The sequence below is a fragment of the Bacillus sp. GBSW19 genome, assembly GCF_002998655.1.
Taxonomy (GTDB): domain Bacteria; phylum Bacillota; class Bacilli; order Bacillales; family Bacillaceae; genus Bacillus.
This window is the reverse complement of the sequence record NZ_PVRF01000001.1, coordinates 331,408-347,542: the sequence shown is the minus strand read 5'-3', so window position 1 is coordinate 347,542 and position 16,135 is coordinate 331,408. Positions and strand designations below refer to the sequence as shown.

Annotated in this window: 15 protein-coding genes; 3 read left to right on the top strand and 12 right to left on the bottom strand. The window is 44.0% G+C overall.

Annotation, left to right across the window (positions count from 1 at the left end):
• Positions 1–170: 170 nt before the first annotated feature.
• Complete coding sequence (locus C6344_RS01865) at positions 171–1,052, top strand: dimethylarginine dimethylaminohydrolase family protein (protein ID WP_106072675.1); 882 nt, start codon at positions 171–173, stop codon at positions 1,050–1,052.
• A 39-nt stretch (positions 1,053–1,091) separates the two neighbouring features.
• Here the strand turns inward: C6344_RS01865 and C6344_RS01860 are convergent, their stop codons facing one another.
• From C6344_RS01860 to proG, 10 genes are all read right to left on the bottom strand, one after another.
• A complete protein-coding gene (locus C6344_RS01860; protein ID WP_060596082.1) occupies positions 1,092–2,060 on the bottom strand; it encodes an ABC transporter ATP-binding protein in 969 nt (322 codons plus the stop codon).
• Positions 2,050–2,967: a C40 family peptidase gene (locus C6344_RS01855; protein WP_060596081.1), complete on the bottom strand. Its 918-nt coding sequence runs from the start codon at positions 2,965–2,967 to the stop codon at positions 2,050–2,052. The genes C6344_RS01860 and C6344_RS01855 overlap by 11 nt, the downstream gene beginning before the upstream one ends.
• A complete protein-coding gene (locus C6344_RS01850; RefSeq protein WP_106072674.1) occupies positions 2,967–4,046 on the bottom strand; it encodes a mandelate racemase/muconate lactonizing enzyme family protein in 1,080 nt (359 codons plus the stop codon). Before C6344_RS01850 ends, C6344_RS01855 begins: the two co-directional genes overlap by 1 nt.
• Positions 4,043–4,984, bottom strand: a complete 942-nt coding sequence (locus tag C6344_RS01845) for a S66 peptidase family protein (RefSeq protein ID WP_060596080.1) — start codon at positions 4,982–4,984, stop codon at positions 4,043–4,045. Before C6344_RS01845 ends, C6344_RS01850 begins: the two co-directional genes overlap by 4 nt.
• A gap of 111 nt (positions 4,985–5,095) precedes the next feature.
• Positions 5,096–6,718, bottom strand: a complete 1,623-nt coding sequence (locus tag C6344_RS01840; protein ID WP_066030996.1) for a peptide ABC transporter substrate-binding protein — start codon at positions 6,716–6,718, stop codon at positions 5,096–5,098.
• Positions 6,718–7,728: an ABC transporter ATP-binding protein gene (locus tag C6344_RS01835; RefSeq protein WP_034663040.1), complete on the bottom strand. Its 1,011-nt coding sequence runs from the start codon at positions 7,726–7,728 to the stop codon at positions 6,718–6,720. Before C6344_RS01835 ends, C6344_RS01840 begins: the two co-directional genes overlap by 1 nt.
• 7 nt (positions 7,729–7,735) lie before the next feature.
• Positions 7,736–8,698, bottom strand: coding sequence for an ABC transporter permease (locus tag C6344_RS01830; RefSeq protein ID WP_044138912.1), 963 nt, complete (start codon positions 8,696–8,698; stop codon positions 7,736–7,738).
• On the bottom strand, positions 8,695–9,630 hold the full coding sequence (locus C6344_RS01825; RefSeq protein ID WP_034663045.1) for an ABC transporter permease: 936 nt from the start codon (positions 9,628–9,630) through the stop codon (positions 8,695–8,697). The genes C6344_RS01830 and C6344_RS01825 overlap by 4 nt, the downstream gene beginning before the upstream one ends.
• 18 nt (positions 9,631–9,648) lie before the next feature.
• Complete coding sequence (locus C6344_RS01820) at positions 9,649–10,473, bottom strand: M55 family metallopeptidase (RefSeq protein WP_066030997.1); 825 nt, start codon at positions 10,471–10,473, stop codon at positions 9,649–9,651.
• A 189-nt stretch (positions 10,474–10,662) separates the two neighbouring features.
• Positions 10,663–11,487 carry a pyrroline-5-carboxylate reductase ProG gene (gene proG / locus C6344_RS01815; protein WP_060596078.1) on the bottom strand — a complete coding sequence of 275 codons (825 nt, stop codon included), beginning with the start codon at positions 11,485–11,487 and terminating at the stop codon, positions 10,663–10,665.
• 167 nt (positions 11,488–11,654) lie between these two features.
• On the opposite strand from proG, the gene C6344_RS01810 reads away from it, so the two are divergent.
• The gene (locus C6344_RS01810) at positions 11,655–12,971 is read left to right on the top strand and encodes a S1C family serine protease (RefSeq protein ID WP_060596077.1); all 1,317 of its coding nucleotides are present in this window, start codon (positions 11,655–11,657) and stop codon (positions 12,969–12,971) included.
• A 32-nt stretch (positions 12,972–13,003) separates the two neighbouring features.
• On the opposite strand, the gene C6344_RS01805 is transcribed toward C6344_RS01810, so the two are convergent.
• Positions 13,004–13,960 (bottom strand): ring-cleaving dioxygenase, encoded by a 957-nt coding sequence (locus tag C6344_RS01805; RefSeq protein WP_066031000.1) that lies wholly within the window; start codon positions 13,958–13,960, stop codon positions 13,004–13,006.
• Between the two features lie 318 nt (positions 13,961–14,278).
• Between C6344_RS01805 and C6344_RS01800 the strand changes: the two genes are divergently transcribed.
• Entirely contained in the window at positions 14,279–15,604 is a 1,326-nt protein-coding gene (locus tag C6344_RS01800; protein ID WP_060596076.1) for an APC family permease, read from the top strand.
• Between the two features lie 174 nt (positions 15,605–15,778).
• Here C6344_RS01800 and C6344_RS01795 read toward each other — a convergent pair whose 3' ends face one another.
• The gene (locus C6344_RS01795) at positions 15,779–16,108 is read right to left on the bottom strand and encodes a hypothetical protein (protein WP_008358910.1); all 330 of its coding nucleotides are present in this window, start codon (positions 16,106–16,108) and stop codon (positions 15,779–15,781) included.
• Positions 16,109–16,135: the final 27 nt, after the last annotated feature.

Below are 16,135 nucleotides of genomic sequence, written 5' to 3'. Positions count from 1 at the left end.
TCCTTCTTGCTGTTTTCGTGAATGCGGAACGACTTTTATTAAACACTATTCTTTTAGGTTTGTCTAAACTTTTTGCTTTAGTCTCTTGTGAGAGATTTTCTTTCGGAAATGTTTCAACTATGACTAGAACGAGGAATAATAGAACTATGAACAAACAAGGAGGCCATTTGATGGATTCTATGAGAGCAGAACAAATACACAAAATGCCGCAATGCATGAGTGAATATGACGATTTACAAGAAGTCCTTTTATGCAGTCCCATCTATATGGAAATCAAACAGATCATCAACGAAACCCAAAAACATTTTGCAAGAGAAAATATTTCTCAAATGAAAGCCATTGCTCAGCATAAGCAATTGATCCAAACACTAAAAGACCATCAAGTACGCCCCATTATGCTTCCTGCAAATGACCGCTTTCCTGAGCAAGTCTTTACTCGGGATATTGGGTTTACGATTGGACATACACTCTTTGTTTCAAGCATGGCCGCTCCAGTTCGGCAAGGAGAAGAACAATTATTAAAAGAGTGGGCACAGGGAAAAGGCTGGAAAACTGTCACACTGACAAATGGAACGATTGAAGGCGGCGATGTACTTGTGGATCAAACACGCGTATTTGTCGGAACGAGCAAGAGAACAAACCCAGCCGCTATCCATGAGCTCGAAAAAGGACTGCCTGATCATGACATCATTCCCATTCATCTTCCTCCTCACATTTTGCATCTCGATTGTGTGATGAATATTCTCTCTCATGATGAGATATTGATTTATCCTGAAGCGTTCAAAAAAGAGGATCTTCACCTGCTTCAAATGCATTATCATCTAATTGAAATAAGCGAACAAGAGCAATTCACACTCGGACCAAACGTTTTATCCCTTGGACAGAAAAAAGTGATCAGTTTGCCCATCAATCAACAAACAAATGCTGCATTAACCGCTCACGGGTACACTGTCATTGAAGTGGATTTTTCAGAAATCATTAAATCTGGCGGCTCTTTTAGATGCTGCACATTGCCGATTCGGCGTTCATCCACTAAAAAAGCCAGCGTGTAGAACAGCTTGTCTACTTGCTGGCTTTTTTTCTGTCTATTTTTATGTTCGATCGTATAAATGACAGGCGACATCATGTCCTTCTTCTACTGCTTGTAATGTTGGCTTTTTTTCAGCACACACATCCATCGCTGCAGGACACCTTGTTCGAAATACACAGCCGCTTGGCGGGTTCACTGGACTTGGAATTTCTCCTTTTAAAATGAACCTTTTGCGCTTGTCCTCCACGTCAGGATCTGGAATGGGGATCGCTGACAGCAAGGCTTGTGTATATGGGTGCAGCGGTGTTTGATATAACATATCACTGCTGGTCAATTCGACGAGATGACCTAAATACATGACACCGATTCGGTCGCTGATATATTTGACCATCGACAAGTCATGCGCAATAAAGAGAAATGTCAGCCCTTCCTCCTTTTGCAGTTTCTTCAGCAAATTCACAACCTGCGCTTGAACGGAGACATCTAGTGCAGAAATTGGCTCATCTGCCACAATAAATTTCGGCGCTAAGGCGAGGGCTCTTGCAATACCGATTCTCTGCCTCTGCCCTCCGCTGAATTCATGAGGATAGCGAGTCGCAAAGTCATAGCTAAGTCCAACAGCTTCAAGTAGTTCTTTCACCCGGGCAACTCTTTTCTTTTGACTCCCGTAAAGGTTGTGAATCTCCATTGGCTCCAGCATAATATCTTTTACAGACAGCCGCGGATTTAAGGAGGAATACGGATCTTGAAACACCATTTGAATTTGCCGATTAAAATCAAATGATTCTTTTTTAGAAAGGTGATGAAGACTTTTCCCTTCATATAAGGCTTCCCCATCTGTCGGTTCATAAAGACGCATAAGCACTTTTCCAAGTGTGGATTTTCCGCAGCCAGACTCGCCAACAAGGCCAAACGTTTCGCCTTGTTTCAGCTGAAAGGAGACACCGTCTAGCGCTTTAAGCGTTCTTCCTTTCGATAGATGAAAATGTTTTTTGAGATTGTTTACTTGTAAAAGTGGTTCAACTGCCATGACCATTCCTCCTCTCGCTTGGCAAATACCGTCTTGCACCTGCCCATTCTTTTTCATATGAAGTGCCAGAAAGGGAAAGAAGTTCAATTTCTCTGCCGGTTTTAGGCGAATGAAGCATCATACCGTCACCTGCGTAGATCCCAACATGGCGGACAGCTCCCTTTCCGTTGTCATTGGCAAAAAACAATAAGTCGCCTTGTTCTAAATGGCTTGATGCGACCGGTGTTCCTTGCACTGCTTGGTCACTTGCGTCCCTCGGCAAAAGATATCCGCACGCTTTATACATGCTGTAAGCAAAGCCTGAACAGTCATAGCCAAAGCTGCTCATGCCGCCCCATAAATACGAAAGACCAATAAATTGTTTTCCCTTCTCTACAACATCTTTGCCGGTCATAGAAGAAATGGATGAAACTGACTGCACATCTACTTTATTGATTTCTCTCGTCCCTGCTGGTGTGACAACGCGAAAGCAATCACTCGTTTCTTCTACAGCTGCGAGCTCTGTTAAAAAACTAATTTTCATGTCCGCTTGCCCATTTCGATAGAGCATGGCTTTTTTCTGACAAACGATATGAGATATAGCTGGCGCACTTCCTTCTGTCACTTGCTTTAGATGGTTCGTAGGTATATAGCCAGGATAGCCTTGCGGATGTTTCCGGCTGGCCTGCTGCGGAATGACGACTTTCATCCAGCCGTCTGTCTCTTCTAATCCAATGACTCGTTCGCCGAGCAGTACTTGCGATTGGATCAGATTTTCTTCACATAAAGCCAGTTTTTCTTCATATGTTTGCTTGTCAATCCACTCTTTGATTTTGAAGGAGCCCTGAAGTACCTTTTGATCGATTTCTCTCGGTGACTGCGGCGCTGTCCATACGTTCGCAACTGCAACCTTTGATTCAAATATCATCATGAGACTCCTTTCACCCCTTGAATGCCTAACCCATGATGCGGCGGGAAAAAGATATCTTTTCCTTTGTACACGATTCCTCCGTCTACCATGTCCTCTTTTAGCATCAGCGGGGCATCAAAATCATAGCGGGTGATATTCGGCTGGCTGGCGGCGAGATGAGCGGCTGCTGTAATGCCAAGTTTTGACTCAATCATACTGCCAACCATGCACTTTACGCCGTATGCTTCTGCTAGAGCATTGATTTTTAGGGCTTCTTTTATGCCGCCTGATTTCATTAATTTTAAATTGATCAGATCACAGCTTCTCGTTTCAAGCACCTTGATCGCATCATGAAAACTGAAAATGCTTTCGTCTGCCATAATCAATGTATCTGTTGCTTCTGTCACACGGCGCAGGCCTTCGATATCTTCTTTCGGAACCGGCTGCTCTACTAGTTCGATATTCAGCGCCTCCATTTTCCGAATGGCTATGATCGCTTCCTTCCACGTCCATCCTTGGTTCGCATCGAGTCTGATCTGAATATCCGGCCCGACCTTTTCTCGAATTCGCTTGATACGCTGAATATCCGTATCTATGTCATCTTTTCCTACCTTGATCTTTAACGTCTGAAAGCCTTCAGCTGCGTATTGCTTCGCATCTTCCGCCATCTCAAGCGGACGGTTTACACTGACCGTATAATCGGTTTCAAGCTGACTGCGATATCCGCCAAGGTATTGATAAAGCGGAAGTCCTGCCTGCTTCGCTAAGCCATCATAAATGGCCATGTCAACCGCTGCCTTTGCGCTTGTGTTGCAAGCGAGCACTCGGTTCATATGAGAAAAAATTTGTTCATATTCTGACAAGGAAGCTCCAAGCAAAATCGGTCTGATCACTTCGCATATGGCATAGTCGATGCTTTCCAGCGTTTCACCTGTAATCACCGTTGTCGGGACTGCTTCTCCGAAGCTGACGTCACCTTGATCATATGTGATGATAACGATCAGAGATGCTGCGTCATACACCGTTCGTAAAGCGGTTTTGAAAGGCTTTTTTAGCGGTACACTCATTCTGCATGTACGAACATCGACGATTTTCATTTGATCGCCTCTTTCGCTGCAACGCCTGGAGAAATGTGCAGTTTTTTTCCTGTCGCATCTAATGTAGCCTGCGTGCCCATTGGAATAGCAAAGTTCGGCGAAGAATGACCGATCCGGAAGCCCCCAAGTGCAGGTTTCTTTTGCGGGACAATATAGGTGCCCCATACTTGATTCAATGTAAGGGACTGATCTTTCTTTTTTGGCTCACATTGATGAAAATCTCCAATGATGAATCCAGCCGCATCATCCAATTTCCCAGCAGATGTGAGGTGCTGCATCATTCGATCAATTTTATAGGGCTCTTCGTCAATATCTTCAATGAACAAAAGCTTTCCCTTCGTATCGATTTCAAAAGGTGTACCAAGTGTTGTCACGATGAGGGCAAGATTTCCTCCTACAATCTCACCTGAAGCGGTGCCCGGATAGAAAGTATGAAGGGGTGACAAGTGGTGCGCATACGTAAAGGCTTTCGGTGCAAACAGCTGTAAAAAGGTATCTTTCGTATAAGGATGAACCTCCTCAAGTCCCACATCAGAGGAAAGCATTGGACCATGAAAGGTCACAAGACCAGTCTGCTGCTGGATGGCCGTATGTAAAAACGTAATATCACTATAGCCCCAAAAGATTTTTGGATTCCGGCGAATCAGGTCATAGTCAATGACTTCCGCAAGTCTTCCAGTCCCATATCCTCCGCAAGCACAAATAACCGCCTTCACTTCTGGATCTTGAAACATGCGATGAAGATCCTCCACTCTTTCATGATCATAGCCTGCTAAATACCCATACCGGCAGTCGATATACTTTCCTTTTTTCACCTTTAGCCCGAGGCTTTCTAAAAAGGCAATCCCTTTTGCTAATTTCAGCTCATCAGGCGGGCTTGCTGGTGCAATAATCCCCACCGTATCCCCTGTTTGAAGTGCCACTGGCAGCTGGCTCATGCCATATCCCCTCTTTCTCTTTGTTTCTTTCAATCTATGGGCTTCTGCTTCATAACATGAACGAATAAAGGAACAGACGCTTTTATCTAAAAGCGTCTTTTGATCCTAATATCACTCTCCATCTACCTGTGCCCATTTCAAATCGATATACCCAACGGGGTGGCGGACAATTCCCTTCACGCCTTCTTTTTGTAAATGGACTTGGTTATAAAAATGAATCGGAATGATCGGTGCTTCTTCAATGAGAAGTGCCTCTGCATCATGAAGGAAGCTGTTTCTCTTTTGTTCGTCTGCTTCCTGGCTCGCTTTTTTGATCAGCTGATCATAGGTATCATTAGACCATCCTGTCCGGTTCATGGCATTCCCTGTTTGGAAGCTCTCTAGGAAGTTGATCGGATCTGCATAGTCTGCTAAAAATGAACTTTGTGAGAATTGGAATTTCAGCGCCTTTTGATCTTCTGCAAATACATTGGCTTCCATGTTTGCAAGCTTCACATCTACACCTAACGCTTCTTTCAGCTGCTGCTGGATGGCTTCCGCTTTTTTCTTGTTCTCAGGCTTTGTACTATATGTTAATGTGACGGCTGGCAGTTTCGAATAGTTCTCTTCTTTCAGCCCTTTTTCTAATAGCTTCGCAGCTTCACTCTTATCATTCTTCACAAGATCACCGCCAGCTTCTCTGAAATCCTCACCCTTTGAATCTAGGATGCCTGGCGAGACGAAAGCGCGTGCTGGCTTCTCTTCATTTTTCGTCACATAATCCACAATATCTTGCGGGTTGATCGCCATTTGAAAAGCTTTGCGAATGTTCTTATTTTGAAATGGTTCTATGTTCACATTCAGACGATAAAAGAACAATCCAGCCTGGTCTTCAATTTGTACATCTTTATTTTTCAGCAGATTTTCACTTTGCTCTGCTGGAACAAAGGCAGTATCTAAATCTCCTGATTGATACATTTGATAGTCTGTGTTTCGATCACTGATCATCAGCCACTTCACTTGATCCAGCTTGACTGTTTTTTTGTCCCAATACGTCTCACTTTTTTCCATTGTGAAGCTCTCATCATGCTTCCACTCTGTCAGCTTGAACGGTCCATTTCCGACAAAGGTTTTGGCGTCTTTTGCCCAATTTGGGTCCTTCTTAGCTACCTGTTCATTGACTGGGAAAAAGGCAGGGTTTGCGGTCATATTTAAGAACGATTTCTGCGGATAAGCCAGTGTGACCTTAAGCGTTTTGTCATTTACAGCGCTGACTTTCACGTCTTCTTTCTTGCCTTTTCCACTGTTAAATGCCTCTCCGCCTTCAATCATGTACGCTAAGAACGATGCAGAAGAGCCTGTTTTCGGATCAAGCAGCCGCTTCCACGCATATTCAAAATCACTCGCTTTCACTGGATCACCATTTGACCACTTGATGCCATCTCTTAAATGAAACGTGTACGTTTTTCCATCCTCTGATATCTCCCATTTTTCCGCCATTGCAGGAGATGGTTCGTGTTTTTCATTCAGTCTTGTTAATCCCTCCATTAAGTTATTGAGTCCTTGCCACGATACATTATTAAAACCAATCGGCGGATCAAACGACGTCGGTTCATTTTCGTTATTTAAGGTTAACACTTTCTTTTCACCTTTATTGCTTGATGATCCTTTCCCTGCTTGCTCATTGGCTGTACATCCTGCGAGCAGCATGATCGTGAACAAACATACACTGATGATCCACCCTTTTTTTCTCATCAAAAACTCCCCCTTTGTGTTGAAGATAAAACCGTTTGATTCGCTCGCTCATCTTGGAGCCAGCAATGCACTGTATGGGTAGGTGACCGCTGCGTTTCATGCGGCATGATATGATCACACACCTTCATGGCGGCCGGACAGCGATCTGTATACGGACAGCCCTTTGGTGGAGCAAATAAATCAGGCGGGCTTCCTTCAATTGGAATGAGTTCATCTTTCATATCAAGTCTTGGAACGGATTGTAGAAGTCCTTTTGTATAAGGATGCTGCGGACTGTAAAAAATATCTCGCCTCGTTCCGACCTCCACCATTTTCCCCCCGTACATGACCGCCACTCGGTCTGCGACTTGGGCTACGACCCCTAAATCATGTGTGATTAAAATAATGGTGACACCTGTTTTTCTCTGAATCTCTTTAAACAGCTCTAATATTTGTGCCTGTATGGTCACATCCAGCGCGGTCGTCGGTTCATCTGCAATCAGCACTTTGGGCTCGCAAATCAGTGCCATGGCAATCATGAGCCGCTGCCTCATTCCCCCGCTGAACTGGTGAGGGTATTGCTTTAACCTTTCCTTCGGCTGCGGAATGCCGACCAAATCAAGCATCCGAATGGCGGCTTCTTTCACTTCTTTTTTCGTCAGCTTTTGATGCTCCTTTGCCGCCTCCATGAGCTGGTCCCCTATTGTCAAGGTTGGGTTCAGTGCGGTCATTGGATCTTGAAAGATCATCGAGATATCGACACCTCGTATGGCGCGCATTTCTTTTTCAGATAATGACAGCAAATTGCGGTCTTCAAACCAGATTTCTCCCTGATCGACATGAGCGCTGTAAGCTGGCAGCAGCCTCATAATGCTTTGTGAAGTCACACTTTTCCCGCAGCCTGATTCTCCCACAATGGCAAGGGTTTCTTTTTCATATACATCCACATTCACTCCGCGTACCGCTCGAACTGAGCCGCCATATGTCCGAAAGCTGACGTGCAGATCGATGATTTGTAGAACTTTTTTCAAAGCGCCATCACCTCTTCATCTTTGGATCAAGCGCATCTTGCAAGCCATCACCTAAATTGTTAAAGCAAAACATCGTGAGTGAAATAAAAAACGCAGGGAAAAATAAACGCCACCAATGTCCGTTATCTGACAGTACTGTCGGCAGCGCATCATTGGCCATCACGCCCCAGCTTGCAAACGGTGCTTGAATGCCTAAACCAAGAAAGCTTAAGAACGCTTCAGCAAATATCGCGGTCGGCACAGTCAAGGTCATCTGAACGATAATCGGCCCCATCGTATTCGGCAGCAGGTTGCGGCGAATGATACGCAGGCTCTTTGCACCAAAGGTTTTTGAGGCAAGGACATATTCCTGGCTTTTCAGCTGAAGAACTTGACCTCTTACGATTCTTGCCATTCCAATCCATCCGGTGACAGTGAGCGCTACAATAATGGTGACAAGCCCTGGCCCCATCAGGACCATTAATAAAATGACAACGAGTAAATAAGGAAGACCGTAGAGCACCTCGACAATTCGCATCATGACATGGTCATATCTCCCGCCCTTATAACCGGCAATCCCTCCATAAATCACGCCGATGGCAAAATCAATAAGGGCTGCCATGACGCCTACGAATAACGAAATACGCGCCCCGTACCATGTACGCGTAAACACATCTCGTCCAAGCTCATCCGTTCCGAACCAGTGAGCAGCTGATGGAGGCAGATTTTGCATCGAAAGACGTTGCTCTGTCACACTATTAGGCGCAAGCAATGGGCCTAATAGCGCCATGATAAAAAGAAAAATCAGTACCGATAGACTAAACATCGCAAGCTTATTTTGCTTCAGCCGTCTCCACGTGTCTGCCCAATACGAAAGAGAGGGTCTTTTAATGGCATGGGCCTCCGTTTTCTTTTGCTCTCTCGGAGAAAACCATTCGTCTGGCACTTCATGATGCGGATTCGGTTGATCCTGCTGTAGGTGTATACTCATGCCTTTCCTCCTTTCTGATGCAGCTGAATCCTTGGATCAAGCAGGCGATACGCCACATCGACAATGAAAAGAAGTGTGATTAAAATAATGCTGTAAAAAACAGTGGTCCCCATGATGACAGGATAATCACGGTTGTTAATACTCTCAACAAAGTATTTTCCCATTCCAGGAATCGCAAATATTTTTTCAATGACAAAACTTCCTGTTAAAATGCTTGCGACAAGTGTCCCAAGAATGGTCACAACGGGCAAAAGCGCATTTCGAAGCGCATGTTTAAATACAATTTTAAAGGGAGAAAGTCCTTTTGCCTTGGCAGTGCGAATATAGTCCTGCGACAGCACTTCAATCATGCTCGATCTTGTTAACCGGGCAATAATGGCCATTGGACCGACAGCAAGAGCGATGGTTGGCAGCACCATGTGCATCGGACTTGTCCACATCGCTGTAGGAAAGAGTTTCAAATTCACAGCAAGCTGCTGAATTAATAAGGTAGCAAAGATAAAGTTTGGAATGGATATACCGAAAACAGCAATGGTCATGGCGATATAATCAATCAAGCCATTATGCCGGAGGGCAGCCATGACCCCGAGCAGGATGCCGGAGATGACAGCAATCAATATTGAGATAAGACCAAGTTCTAATGAGACTGGGAAGCCTCTTGCCAATAGATCATTGACACTTTCTGAAGGCTTTTTAATGGAAGGACCAAAATCAAAGGTAACGATGGATTTTAAATAGATGACATATTGAACATACAGTGGTTCATCTAAGTGATAGTAGCTTTCGAGGTTTCGCTGGACGGTTTCGTTTGTATTTCGTTCTTCATTGAAGGGCGATCCTGGGATGACCTTCATTAAAATAAACGTTAAAGTCGTAATCGTTAAGATCGTGGCAATCATCGCAATAAAACGCTTGAGCAAAAAGCTGGTCATCTGCCGTCTCCCCCTCGCTTAACAAAATGTTGTACGTGCGGCAAGCTCTGTCATGACAAGCATCGCTTGGTAGGCTTCTAATATATTCTCTGCTTGATACGTCACCGTTGTTGTTCCTTCTATGATGGCAGTACCCGGCATTAAATTCGCCCATTCAGCTTGTCCATAATTGGCAAACTCAATCTTCAGCAGCGGCTGATCAGGAGGCGTCAGCGGCTTGATGTGATGAATCTGTTTCATTGCGGCTTCCACTTGCTGCGAGATTTGTTGATTGACTTTGGCAGGCGTGAAACATTTCACAGCAGACCTTGATATGGTCTCTTTCACTGCTACTGTTTTCACACCAGGCATCAGCTTTTCCGCTTCAAGTGCTGCTTGATCATCTCCGCAAACAAGAATCACCGGCACACCATAGTAGCCTGCAACATACGCATTAAAGCCCATTTCACCAATTGGGTGATCATTTATGTAAAAATGTCTGACACCAAAAATCATACTGTGAGACATCACGCCTTTCATAGATGCCCTCGCATGATAGCCTAAAAAAACAGCAGCGTCATAGGTTTGATCTAATCCTTGCACCATGGAATAAGGCTTGACGTCACCAGATATAAGAGCAGCCTCTTCATGCAACTCTTCGATCAACAGATTATTCATTTTAGAATGACTGTCATTGACCAAAATATCGGTTGCGCCATGCTGAAGAAGTGCCTCTACACAGGCATTCACTTCACCTGTCATGATCTTTCTGCCCCGTTCATAATTGTGCTGACGGGCATCGACAAATGTATGATCAGCTAGACCAGTAATCCCCTCCATATCAACAGATACATAGAGTTTCATCCCCATCCCCCTTTAATTAAACTTAAAATTTGTGTATATTTTTCTAAATTTTCTAAAAAATTATATGATTACTTGATTGATTTTTCAATACAATGTCTGAAAATAAGGAAATTAGACTCAGTTAATACAGGTCAAAAGACTGTATGACAAAGGATTTTTTTAACAAATAAAACACCACTAACTATGTCTTTAGTGGTGTTTGTCAGCTTCGTTAATCTGTGATTTCAGCTGTTCATATTTCTTCATGGTTTGTGTAAATAGATCATCAAACATCTGAGGTGCCTGCTTTTGAATGACCTCAGCGCCTTCACCTGTAATGCCCCCTTTTGTCGCCACTCTATTGACGGTTTCAGCAAAGGTGAGGCCGCGTTCTACAAGGACTTGACCTGTGCCTAAGAGGGCATACGTTAAAAATTCATACGCTTCCTCTAAGGAAAGCTCACTATTTCTCACAGCCGCTCTCGCCATTTCTTCAAAAAGAGCAGCGATAAAACCAGGAGAAGAGCTCGTCAAATTACTCGCCGCATCAAACCGGTCTTCCTCTACTTCACGGACGATGCTAAAAGCTGAAAGGAGACGGTGCAAACGCGCCTTTTCTTCCTGACCTGCGGTTTCACCATGCGCAACGAGGGATACGCCCGTTCCAACAGCTGACGTGAGCGTTGGGATGTATCTGGAAACTGGTTGAGTCGTATGCTTTGATAACTTGTCTAACGTCACAGCCGCGGCTACTGACACAATATGTACCGATTTGGCTGCTGAAGGCAGTTGATCGAGCACATCAAGTACAACAAGCGGCGGCACGCAGACAAAAAGTACATCACATGAGGCAGAAAGTTCGTCTAATGAGCAGATATTTATTTCTTGATGCTTGTCTTTGAGCTGATGCAGGCGGTCCGTTTCACTTCTTGTATGGATCATGATTTGATGGGCATTGAGTACCTCTTTTTCCAGCCATTTTTGCACCATCATATCAGCCATGCTTCCATATCCAATCATTCCAATTGTCTCCACAGTTTAATCTCCTCTATTTTGCTTAGATTCACTACTTATTTTAACAATTTCCCACAATGTTTTCATTTTTATCCCACACTTTTTTCTTACGATATAGTCAGTATCCACCACATAAGGTAAAATCCCTCGAACCATACATGAAAAATTGAAGAAAGAGAGTGATTCGAATGACACATCACAAAAATGAAAAACACCCTTCTCATGAACTTCAAACAATTGAACAGCCACAAAAACAAAAGAAGAAGCCCAGTGGCTGGTTTAAGCCATTCGTCAGCGGCATTGTGGGTGGTACGCTAGCATTAGGTGTCTACGTCCTTACGCCATATGCCCAGCACGCATCAGACAACACAGCAAACGATTCAGCAGCAAAAACAGAAGCTGTATCGACAAATGATACGAGTGCCAATTCGTCAAAAACAACCGCCGTCCAAACATCACATTCATCGAGCAGTATCTCAAGCATGGTCGAAAATATATCACCAGCCATTGTCGGCATTACAAACTACCAAGCGCAAAGTCAAACAGACATGAGCTTTGGCGATTTCAATACGCCTTTTGATGAATCACAGCAAAACAAAAACAGTCAAGAGGAAAAAACAGGTACAGGCTCAGGGGTGATTTTCAAAAAATCCGGAAGTAAAGCCTATGTCTTAACAAACAACCACGTCATTGAAGGGGCAAATAAACTAATGGTTTCCTTGCACGATGGCAAAACTGTTGAAGGAAAACTGGTCGGAGCTGACCCCCTGACTGACCTAGCGGTTGTAGAAATTAGCAGCAGTCATGTGACAAAGGTCGCGGCATTAGGCGATTCCTCCTCGCTGCGTGCTGGGGAAACCGTCATCGCAATTGGAAACCCGCTTGGTGAAGATCTATCAAGAACGGTGACCCAAGGAATTGTCAGCGGTGTCGACCGAACAGTCTCTATGAACACATCAGCAGGCGAAAGCAGCATTAATGTCATTCAAACAGATGCAGCCATTAACCCAGGTAATAGCGGCGGCCCGCTTCTTACGACAGACGGAAAGGTTGTGGGGATCACGAGTATGAAAATCTCTGAAACAGGTGTTGAAGGCATTGGATTCGCACTTCCAATCAATGATGTCAAACCAATCGCCGATCAGCTTCTCGCAAAAGGAAAGATTGAGCGTCCATATATCGGCATCAGCATGCTGGATCTCGAACAAGTCCCGGACGTGTATCAGAAAGAAACACTCGGGCTCAAAAATAGTCAGCGGGATAAAGGTGTGTACGTCAAAGAAATCGCCGCAGGCTCACCTGCCGCCAAAGCTGGCTTTAAGTCAGAGGATGTCATTACCGCCATCGATGGGAAACAAATCAAAACCGGAAGTGAATTACGTCATGAGCTATACACGAATACAAAAGTAGGAGACACCGTGAGCATCACACTCATTCGAAACGGAAAAGAAGAAACAAAGAAGGTTACATTAATACAATCTGAATCTAAGCAGGTAAGTTCCTAAAGCAAAAAGCAGCTCATGAATGAGCTGCTTTTTTATGATGACTGAATTGGCGTTAATCTTTGTTCTATTTCTGCTCGTTTGTGCTCTAGAAATGGCGGAAGGGCTAATTGATCACCAAGCTCATCTACCCCTTCATCGACTGTAAACCCAGGGCCGTCTGTTGAAATTTCAAATAAGATACCATTCGGCTCTCTAAAGTAAAGGGCTTTAAAGTAGAAACGTTCCACAACACCAGAGTTCGTGAAGCCTGCTTTTGATATTTTGTCATACCATTTTTCCAGCTCCTCTGCATCTTCCACGCGAAAAGCTACGTGATGCACACTTCCTCTGCCGGAACGCTCAGAAGGTCCTTCAGCTTTTTCGATCACATGAATTTCTGTTCCAGCACCGCCATTTCCTGACTCAAAAATGGTCACGATCTCACCATCATTTGATTGTTCACGCGCTCTTTCAGTGAAGCCAAGGATGTCTGTTAAAACACGGATCGTTTTGTCCGCTTCTGCAACGGTTAATTCAACTGGACCCAAGCCTCTAATTGCAAACTCTGCCGGAATATCGTCATGCACTGGCGGTGAGCCCGCTTCTTGTGCGTTCGGTTCTACTGTTAAAAATAGCTGCTGCCCTTCTGGATCTTGAAAACGCAAGGCAGGTCTTCCGCCTCTCAAGGAAGCCGTTTCTTGCTGCACACCTGTCTCATCAAACCGCTTTTCCCAAAATGAAAGTGCTTCTTCAGAAGAAACGAGAAGGCCTGTGCTTGTGATGGCGTTTGTTCCTTTCAAACGACGGGCAAGCATTGGAATTTCAAAGAAGGTGAGCTCCGTACCCGGTGAAGCAACCTCATCTCCATAAAACAAATGATACATAGATGGGTCATCCTGATTGACAGTTTTCTTTACAAGTTTTAAGCCAAGAATCTGGCGGTAGAAATCAACATTTTTTTGAGCATTGGCTGTTAATGCAGATACGTGGTGAATCCCATTGATTTTCATTACGTTCACTCCTATTTCAAAATATCTCGAATTCAAGATAATACCCTTATGAATAAAATAGGTCATTTTTCAAGAAAAGTCAACCATTTGGCTAGAAGTTCGGTTTCTGACGATAAAATTAACATTAAATCAAAAATAATCTTTTATCGTTCGTTTTTAAAGCAACGTTCATCCTGATATCTCCAATAAACGAACACTTTTAAATACAAATGCGAAAATCAGAAAATTTTTTTAATTCTTGTTTTCCTAAAATCGTATTACAATGAACAAAATACATGTCACAGTAACGTACGAAAGTGATGCAGGAGGTCGTGTGTAATGAACAAAGAACAACCAGCGTTAAAACAGGACATCGGCTTATTTTTTGCCCTATCTCTTGTCATCGGGACCATTATCGGGTCCGGCGTCTTTATGAAGCCAGGCAACGTCCTTTCCTATTCAGGAAGCTCAGACATCGCCTTATTTGCTTGGCTGCTAGGTGGAATTTTAACCCTTGCAGGCGGACTAACTGTTGCTGAAATTGGTACACAAATCCCTCGGACTGGCGGATTGTACGCTTATCTTGAAGAAGTGTACGGTGAGTTTTGGGGCTACTTATGCGGCTGGGTGCAGATTATCATTTACGGACCTGCCATCATTGGAGCGCTCGGTCTTTATTTTGGTTCATTATTAGCCAATTTATTTTCTCTTTCTTCTTTATGGTCGACAACAATTGGCATTATCACTGTTTTATTTTTATGTTTGATCAATATTATGGGAACGAAATACGGCGGTTTTGTACAAGGGCTGACCACCATCGGAAAGCTTGTCCCGATTGCCGCTATTATTGTGTTTGGCTTATGGAAAGGAAACGAAAATATCTTTATGGCTGTCAACGATAGTATCGCTCAAATGAACTTCGGTGCAGCGATTTTGGCTACGTTGTTTGCCTATGATGGCTGGATATTGCTTGCAGCACTTGGCGGTGAAATGAAAAACCCAGAGAAGCTGCTTCCTCGTGCAATGGCAGGCGGGATTTTAATCGTCACGGCTTGTTATCTCTTTATTAATGTCGCTCTTTTGCACGTGTTACCAGCAGATCAAATCGTCCAGCTAGGTGAAAATGCGACAAGTACTGCTGCGACAATGCTCTTTGGACCAATCGGCGGTAAGGTCATTAGTATCGGAATCATCATTAGTATCTTTGGCTGTTTGAACGGAAAGGTTCTTTCATTCCCACGTGTGATTTTCGCGATGGCTGAACGAAAGCAAATTCCTTTCGCAAACGCGATTTCGCGGATTCACCCTACCTTCAAAACACCTTGGATTGCTGTATTTGTGCAAATTTTGATCGCCATTGTGTTTATGATCGTCAGTAATCCAGAAAAGCTGTCAGAGGTTTCGATCTTCATGATCTACATCTTTTATGTCATGGCCTTTTTCGCAGTCTTTAAGCTGAGAAAACAAAATAGCGGAATGGAGCGTGCTTATAGCGTACCACTTTACCCGCTCACACCGATCGTTGCGATTATCGGTTCTTTATTCGTCTTAATCAGCACCATGATCACCGACTGGAAAAGCTGTCTAATCTCCATGCTGATCGGGATTGCTGGACTGCCTATTTATTATTATATGAAAAAAGCACAAAAAAAAGCAGAGCGCTAAACAGTGCTCTGCTTTTTTTCCTTCTTCTCAGCGTGATAGAAAACCTTTGCAGCCCTAGGAAGGACGAGTACCGGAGCGGAGCGAATTTGACATTCGTGAGCACCGGCGCGCAGAACTGACAAAGAATGCGAGGGTTTATCTACACGCTGAAGCAGAGCGCTAAACAGCGCTCTGCTATTTTTTATATTGCTTGATCACTTTGTATGATTCGTTTAAATATCTCATGAGCCGGTATGGCTTACTAAGCACGCGGATTGGGAGTCTTGATATAAATCCATTCAAATTCGCCTTATATTCCTGCGTCATCCGCTTCGGCTTTGTCGCAATTTTTTCGTATACTTCTTTGTAAAATTCCTTCATGATGTCGACTTGCACACTGATCTTCTGATGACACTCTGTACACTCAACGCTTTTCATCTGATCATTCACATAAACGATGCTGTGGAGGGTCTCTTCTTGGCACCGAGTACAATGTAGGTTTGCTTCCATTTCGGTTTTCTTCAAGATACACAGCTCCTTTCTCGTTTGATG

Coding starts and splice junctions, on each gene's coding strand:
- C6344_RS01830 (WP_044138912.1), bottom strand. CDS start 8,698: ATGAGTATACACCTACAGCAGGATCAACCGAATCCGCATCATGAAGTG.
- C6344_RS01800 (WP_060596076.1), top strand. CDS start 14,279: ATGAACAAAGAACAACCAGCGTTAAAACAGGACATCGGCTTATTTTTT.
- C6344_RS01840 (WP_066030996.1), bottom strand. CDS start 6,718: ATGAGAAAAAAAGGGTGGATCATCAGTGTATGTTTGTTCACGATCATG.
- C6344_RS01860 (WP_060596082.1), bottom strand. CDS start 2,060: ATGGCAGTTGAACCACTTTTACAAGTAAACAATCTCAAAAAACATTTT.
- C6344_RS01825 (WP_034663045.1), bottom strand. CDS start 9,630: ATGACCAGCTTTTTGCTCAAGCGTTTTATTGCGATGATTGCCACGATC.
- C6344_RS01820 (WP_066030997.1), bottom strand. CDS start 10,473: ATGAAACTCTATGTATCTGTTGATATGGAGGGGATTACTGGTCTAGCT.
- C6344_RS01810 (WP_060596077.1), top strand. CDS start 11,655: ATGACACATCACAAAAATGAAAAACACCCTTCTCATGAACTTCAAACA.
- C6344_RS01845 (WP_060596080.1), bottom strand. CDS start 4,984: ATGAGCCAGCTGCCAGTGGCACTTCAAACAGGGGATACGGTGGGGATT.
- C6344_RS01805 (WP_066031000.1), bottom strand. CDS start 13,960: ATGAAAATCAATGGGATTCACCACGTATCTGCATTAACAGCCAATGCT.
- C6344_RS01850 (WP_106072674.1), bottom strand. CDS start 4,046: ATGAAAATCGTCGATGTTCGTACATGCAGAATGAGTGTACCGCTAAAA.
- C6344_RS01855 (WP_060596081.1), bottom strand. CDS start 2,967: ATGATATTTGAATCAAAGGTTGCAGTTGCGAACGTATGGACAGCGCCG.
- C6344_RS01865 (WP_106072675.1), top strand. CDS start 171: ATGGATTCTATGAGAGCAGAACAAATACACAAAATGCCGCAATGCATG.